General features: G+C 72.0%; 7 protein-coding genes. 1 reads left to right on the top strand and 6 read right to left on the bottom strand.

Annotated elements, in window-relative coordinates:
- Positions 1–27: 27 nt before the first annotated feature.
- The 5 genes from B7767_RS36935 to B7767_RS36915 all read right to left on the bottom strand — a co-directional run bounded on the left by B7767_RS36935 (position 28) and on the right by B7767_RS36915 (position 5,100).
- Positions 28–1,176 (bottom strand): ROK family glucokinase, encoded by a 1,149-nt coding sequence (locus B7767_RS36935; RefSeq protein ID WP_085575826.1) that lies wholly within the window; start codon positions 1,174–1,176, stop codon positions 28–30.
- A 143-nt stretch (positions 1,177–1,319) separates the two neighbouring features.
- Complete coding sequence (locus B7767_RS36930; RefSeq protein ID WP_085575825.1) at positions 1,320–2,114, bottom strand: ATP-binding cassette domain-containing protein; 795 nt, start codon at positions 2,112–2,114, stop codon at positions 1,320–1,322.
- Positions 2,111–3,178, bottom strand: coding sequence for an ABC transporter permease (locus B7767_RS36925; RefSeq protein ID WP_085575824.1), 1,068 nt, complete (start codon positions 3,176–3,178; stop codon positions 2,111–2,113). Before B7767_RS36925 ends, B7767_RS36930 begins: the two co-directional genes overlap by 4 nt.
- The gene (locus B7767_RS36920; RefSeq protein WP_085575823.1) at positions 3,175–4,179 is read right to left on the bottom strand and encodes a sugar ABC transporter substrate-binding protein; all 1,005 of its coding nucleotides are present in this window, start codon (positions 4,177–4,179) and stop codon (positions 3,175–3,177) included. The genes B7767_RS36925 and B7767_RS36920 overlap by 4 nt, the downstream gene beginning before the upstream one ends.
- 171 nt (positions 4,180–4,350) lie before the next feature.
- Positions 4,351–5,100 (bottom strand): GntR family transcriptional regulator, encoded by a 750-nt coding sequence (locus B7767_RS36915; RefSeq protein WP_085575822.1) that lies wholly within the window; start codon positions 5,098–5,100, stop codon positions 4,351–4,353.
- A 116-nt stretch (positions 5,101–5,216) separates the two neighbouring features.
- Between B7767_RS36915 and B7767_RS36910 the strand changes: the two genes are divergently transcribed.
- Positions 5,217–6,239 carry a Gfo/Idh/MocA family oxidoreductase gene (locus B7767_RS36910; protein ID WP_085575821.1) on the top strand — a complete coding sequence of 341 codons (1,023 nt, stop codon included), beginning with the start codon at positions 5,217–5,219 and terminating at the stop codon, positions 6,237–6,239.
- Positions 6,240–6,241: 2 nt separating this feature from the next.
- Here the strand turns inward: B7767_RS36910 and B7767_RS36905 are convergent.
- Positions 6,242–6,552, bottom strand: a 311-nt coding sequence (locus tag B7767_RS36905; RefSeq protein WP_143652848.1) for a response regulator transcription factor, incomplete at its 5' end; no start/stop codon positions are given.

The raw sequence follows: 6,552 nt of genomic DNA, 5'->3' as shown, positions 1-6,552 counted from the left end.
CGCCCCCCCGCCGGGGGAACTCGTCGCTCACAGCGACTCCTGGGTGGTGCGGCGGGCCTCCGCGTACCGCTCGTAGCGTTCGTACCGCTCGACCCGGCGGCGCTTGGCGCGGCGGAAGCGGCGGGCGACCAGCCGGGCGAGGTCGGCGGCGCCGACCATGCCGGCCTCGGGGCCGAGCTGGGCGCGGACGATGTGGGCCTCGGGGCGGTAGCCGCGGCCGGTGAGGTGCCGCTTGAAGGCGTCCCGCGCGGGGCCGATCAGCAGGTCGTCGGCGGCGGAGACGCCACCGCCGATGACGAAGCAGGAGGGGTCGAGGGCGGCGGCGAGGTTGGCGATGCCGACGCCGAGCCACTGCCCGATGTCCTGGAGCAGTTCGATGCACATGGCGTCGCCCTCGCGGGCCAGCTCGGTGATCATCGGGCCGCTGATGTCGGCGATGTTGCCCTTGACGTGCTCGATGATCCCGTAGGCGACCGGTGAGTCGGCGGCGGCCAGCTCGCGGGCCTCGCGGACCAGCGCGTTGCCGGAGCTGTACTGCTCCCAGCAGCCGCGGTTGCCGCAGGGGCAGCGGTGGCCGCCGGGGACGACCTGCATGTGGCCGAACTCGCCGGCCACCCCGTACTTGCCGCGCTTGACCTGCCCGTCCTCCAGGATCGCGCCGCCGATGCCGGTGCCGAGCGTGATCATGACGAGGTGGTCCTCGCCGCGGCCGGCGCCGAAGCGCCACTCGGCCCAGGCCGCGGAGTTGGCGTCGTTGTCCACCAGGACGGGGACGGCGAGGCGGTCGGCGAGGCGGTCGCGCAGTGGTTCGTTGCGCCAGGACAGGTGGGGGGCGAACAGCACGCGGTTGCGGTCGGCGTCGACCCAGCCGGCCGCGCCGATGCCGACCGCGTGCACGTCGTGCCGGTCGGACAGGTCCAGCACCAGTTCGACGATGGTGTCCTCGACGACCTTGGGGCTCTTGGACTTGTCCGGGGTCTCCGTGCGCAGCCGCTCCAGGATGTTGCCGTCGGCGTCGACGACGCCCGCCATCACCTTGGTGCCGCCGATGTCGATGCCGACCGTCGGCACGCGGGGCGCCGTCAGGTGGGAGCGGCGCTCACGGGTGCCGACGGTTCTCAGGACCGGGGCGCGGCGGGAGCCGATGGGGGCGGTGAAGTCGCGGTAGGTGCTCATCGTGTGCGATTGTGCCGCACGGCTCCGCCGGGTGCCGAATGGATCCCGGGGGTGTGGTGTGGAGCGTTGTCGGGCGCGGGTGTGTGTGGGGGGGCTGGTCGCGCCCACGCGGCGGAGCCGCACATCCATACGGCCCCGCGCCCCTAAGAGGGGCGTTGCAGCTCATGGCGCAGGTCGTCCAGCTCGTTTCCGCCGGCCATCTGCCTCGTCAGCTCGTCCAGGGTGATCTCGTCCCGTGTGTGGTGGCCGACCATCGTGCCGCGTTTCAGCAGGACGAACCGGTCGCCCACCAGGTGGGCGTGGTGCGGGTTGTGGGTGATGAAGACGACGCCCAGGCCCTCGTCGCGGGCCGCTGCCACGTACTTGAGGACCACTCCGGACTGCTTCACGCCCAGGGCCGCCGTCGGTTCGTCCAGGACGAGGACCTTCGCCCCGAAGTGCACCGCGCGGGCGATGGCCACGCACTGGCGTTCGCCGCCGGAGAGGGTGCCGATGGGCTGGTCGACGTCGCGGAGGTCGATGCCCATGCGGAGGAGTTCCGCGCGGGTGGTGCGGCGCATGCGGTCGACGTCCATGCGCCTGAAGGGGCCGGTGCCCTTGCGCGGCTCGGAGCCGAGGAAGAAGTTCCGCCAGACCGGCATCAGCGGGACGACGGCCAGGTCCTGGTGGACGGTGGCGATGCCCCGGTCCAGGGCCTCGCGCGGGGAGGCCAGGCGGGTCTCCTCGCCGTCGAGGGCGAGGGTGCCGCCGTCGTGCCGGTGCAGTCCCGCGATGATCTTGATCAGGGTGGACTTGCCCGCGCCGTTGTCGCCCAGCACACAGGTGATCTCGCCCGCGCGCACCTCCAGCGAGACGCCTTCGAGGGCGCGGACGTTGCCGTAGCGCTTGCTGACGCCGGACAGCTCCACGAGGGCCGGGCGGGGATCGGTCCGGGTCATTTCGAGGCCTCCGCGCGGCGGCGCACCCAGGTGTTGAGCAGGGTGGCGAGGAGCAGCATCGCCCCGAGGAAGAACTTGAACCAGTCGGGGTTCCACTCGGCGAAGACGATGCCCTTGCTGGTCATGCCGAAGAGCAGCGCGCCGACCGCCGAGCCGACGGCGCTGCCGTGGCCGCCGGTGATCAGGCAGCCGCCGATGACGGCCGCGATGATGTAGATCAGCTCGTTGCCGACGCCCTCGCCGGACTGGACGACGTCGTAGGAGAAGAGCAGGTGCTGGCCGCAGATCCAGGCGCCGAGGGCGACGCCCATGTAGAGGGCGGTCTTGGTGCGGGCCACGGGGACGCCCACCGCGCGGGCCGCGTTCTCGTTGCCGCCGACCGCGAGGATCCAGTTGCCGGCGCGGGTGCGCAGCAGGATCCAGCTGCCGAGGGCGACCAGGGCGAGCCACCACAGGACGGTGACCTTGATGTGCGTGCCGCCGACGGTCAGGGTCGACGCGAACAGGGCCCGCGCGGAGGTGAAGCCCTCCATGTCGGCGATGGTCCTGGTGGAGACGGTGCCGCTGATCAGCTTGGTGAGGCCGAGGTTCAGGCCGGTCAGCATCAGGAAGGTGCCGAGCGTGACGATGAAGCTCGGCAGCCTCGTGCGGGCCAGCACGATCCCGTTGAAGGCGCCGACGGCGAGCGTGACCAGCAGGGAGACACCGACGCCGACCCAGACGTTGGCGGTCATCTGGTAGCTGAACATCGTCGACACCAGGGCCGACGACGTGACCAGGACCCCGGCCGACAGGTCGAACTCGCCGCCGATCATCAGCAGCGCCACCGGGACGGCCATGATGCCGATGGTGGAGGACGCGTAGAGCACGGTGCCGAGGCTCGAGGCGCGCAGGAAGCCGTCGGCGGCGAGGGCGAAGCAGCAGAAGACGGCGATCGCGCCGACGAGGGAGCCGAGCTCGGGTCTGGTCAGCAGCCGCTGGAGCGGCGAAGAGCTGCGCAGAAACCTTTCATCAGAGGTGTCGGGAGATGCATCGGGAGATACGCCGGGGGTCGTCGTGCTCATCGGGTGCCCCGCCGCGTGTAGTCCTCGAGCGCGGCGGCGTCGTCCTCGGTGATGATCTGCGGTCCGGTGAGCACGGGCCGGCCGCCGCCGAGGACGTCGGCGTTGTACCGGTACAGCCACAGCAGGTCGACCGCCTCGTAGCCCTGGAGGTAGGGCTGCTGGTCGACGGCGAAGCCGAGGCTGCCGTCCTTCAGGCCGGCGGCGACCTTGGCGTTGAGGTCGAAGGTGTCGATCTCGGCGTCGCTGCCCGCGCCCGCGCGGGCCTTCACGGCGGTGTCGGCGTAGGGGGCGCCGAGGGTGACGACGGCGTCCACGGCGGCGTCGGACTGGAGCCGGGCCTCGATCGCCGACTGCACGTCGGGCATGCTCGTGCCGTTGACATGGAGGCGTACCAGCGTGCCGTCGAAGGTCTTCCCCACACCGTCGCAGCGCTGCTCGTGACCGACGTTGCCCTGCTCGTGCAGGACGCAGAGGGCCTTCTTCCGGCCCCGCTCGTTCAGCTCCTCGCCGACCGCCTCGCCGGCGATCGTCTCGTCCTGGCCGATGTGGGTGAGCGCGCCGAACTCCTTCGACTCGGCCGAGCCGCTGTTCACGGTGACGACCGGGATGCCGGCCTCGCGGGCGCGGGCGAGGGACGCCTTCATCGCGTCCGGCTTGGCGAGGGTGACGATGATGCCGTCCACCTTCTTGTCGACGGCCGCGTCCACGAGCTGCGCCTGCTGCTGGGCCTCGTCGTCGTGCGAGTAGAGGAAGCGGATGTTGTCCTTCACCGCGGCCTGCTCGGCGCCGCTGCGGACGATGTCCCAGAAGGTGTCGCCGTCTCCCGCGTGGGTGACCATCGCGAAGGTCCAGCGGGGGGTGTTCACCGCCGCCCGCCCCTGGGCCGCCGCGGCCGCGCGGGCGTCCTCCGCCCGTTTGCCGCCGGTACTGCTGCATCCGGCGAGCGAGAGACTCAGCGCCCCCGCCAGCACGATGCCCACCCAGGTCGAAAACCGTGACACGAGGACTTGCCCTTCTTGCTGTGCTCTTGCGTCTGCAAGGGGCTGATGACCGCACCGGCCCCAAACGCCCCATTCTCGAACACGGGCATCGGGCGTCCCCGCGCGGGGACCGGAAGCCGGTCACATTGTCCTGACATCAGGACGGCACCGTGTGCGCGTCGCGTCGGATTGTCAGGACCGTACAAGCAGCTGGAACTCGAACGAGTAGCGGGAGGGCCGGTAGGTGTGGGTGCCGAACTCCACCGCGCGGCCGGTGTCGTCGAAGGTCACGCGCTGCATGGTGAGCAGCGGGGCACCGGTCCGCTCGCCGAGGCGCTCGGCCTCGTCGGCGGTGGCGGCACGGGCGCCGATGGTCTGGCGGGCGCTGTGCAGGGTGATCCCGGCAGCCCGCATCAGCCGGTACAGACCGGTGGCCTCCAGCTGGCCGGTGTCCAGGTCGAGCAGGCCGGGCGGCAGGTAGTTGCACAGGTACGCCATCGGCTCCCCGTGGGTGAGCCGCAGCCGTTCGATCCGGTGCACCTCGCCGCCCTCGGCCACCCCGAGCGCGGCCGCGACCTCGGCGGACGCGGGGACGACGGTGTTGACCAGCACCTTGGTGGCGGGGCGCTGCCCGGCCGCCTCCAGGTCGTCGTAGAGGCTGCTGAGCTCCAGCGGGCGTTTGACCTGGCTGTGCACCACCTGGGTGCCGACCCCGCGGCGGCGCACCAGCAGGCCCTTGTCGACGAGGGACTGGATGGCCTGGCGGACGGTCGGCCGGGACAGGCCGAGCCGCGCCGCGAGCTCGATCTCGTTGCCCAGCAGGGTGCCGGGGGTCAGCACGCCGCGCTCGATGGCGGACTCCAACTGCTGGGACAGCTGGAAGTACAACGGCACGGGGGAGCCGCGGTCCACGCTCAGCTCGAGCTGTACGGTCGGGTCCACTTCTGGTTTCGGCACGGGCCGAGCGTAGCCCCGTGCGCTGTTGACGGGAAGTCGTGTAGTTCGGTTGTCCGGACATACGCATTGACAGGGGGCGGCGCGGGCCCCACTTTGTTTCCATGCGCATCGGGGTCATCGGCACGGGCCGTCTCGGCACCATTCACGCCCACACACTCAGCAGGCACCGCGACGTCGGCTCCCTGATCCTCACGGACGTCGATCCGGCGCGGGCGCGGGCCCTCGCCCACCGGCTCGGCGAGACGGCGGCACCCGGGGTGGACGAGATCTACACCTGGGGAGTGGACGCCGTGGTGATCACGGCGGCCACGTCCGCCCACGCCGATCTGATCGGCCGGGCGGCCCGCGCGGGCCTGCCGGTGTTCTGCGAGAAGCCCGTCGCCCTGGACCTGGCAGGCACGTTACAGGCGATCACGGAGGTCGAGACGGCCGGGACCGTCCTGCAGATGGGGTTCCAGCGCCGCTTCGACGCCGGGTACACGGGCGCGCGGGAGGCGGTGCGCTCGGGCAGGCTCGGGCGGCTGCACACCGTACGGGCGATGGCCGGCGACGCGGAGCCGCCGCCGGCCGGGTATCTGCCGCAGTCCGGCGGGCTGTACCGGGACACCCTGATCCACGACTTCGACATGCTGCGCTGGGTGACCGGCCGGGAGGTCACGGAGGTCTACGCGGCCGGGTCCGACGCCGGGCCCGCGATGTTCCGCGAGGCGGGCGACGTGGACACCGGCGCGGCGCTCCTCACCCTCGACGACGGCACGCTCGCCACGGTCACCGCGACCCGGATGAACGGCGCCGGCTACGACGTGCGCATGGAGCTCGCCGGGGAGCGGGACCAGATCGCCGTCGGCCTGGACGACCGTACGCCGATCGCGTCCACCGAGCCGACCGGGCCGCCGGCCGCGGACAAGCCGTGGACGGGGTTCCTGGAGCGGTTCGGGCCCGCGTACGAGGCCGAGCTGATCGCGTTCGTCGAGGTGGTGCGGGGCGAGCGGGCCAACCCGTGCGACGGGCGGGAGGCCCTCCAGGCACTGCTGATCGCGGAGGCGTGCGAGCTGTCCCGGCGGGAGCGCAGACCGGTCCGGCCGACGGAGCTGGTGAGCGGGGCGACGGCGGCGTACACCTGAGATCAGTGGTCCCCGGGTTCCTCCAGGAGGCCGGCGTCGTGGGCGAGCAGGGCGATCTGCACACGGTTGTTGAGGCCCAGCTTGGCCAGGATCCGGGAGACGTGCGTCTTGACGGTGGCCACGCTCATGTACAGCTCCGCGGCGATCTCGGCGTTGGCCAGGCCCCGGCCCACCGCGACGGCGACCTCGCGTTCGCGGTCGTTGAGGTCCGCGACGCGCTCGCGTGCGCGCGTGCGCCGCGTGTCGGTGGCGGCGCCGGCCGCGTGCGCCATCAACTGCCGGGTGACGGCCGGCGACAGCACCGGGTCGCCGG

Origin of the sequence: Streptomyces sp. 13-12-16, from assembly GCF_002114215.1 — a bacterium.
GTDB lineage: Bacteria > Actinomycetota > Actinomycetes > Streptomycetales > Streptomycetaceae > Streptomyces.
The sequence above is the reverse complement of the archived record's forward strand: the minus strand, read 5'-3'. Positions and strand labels throughout refer to the sequence as shown.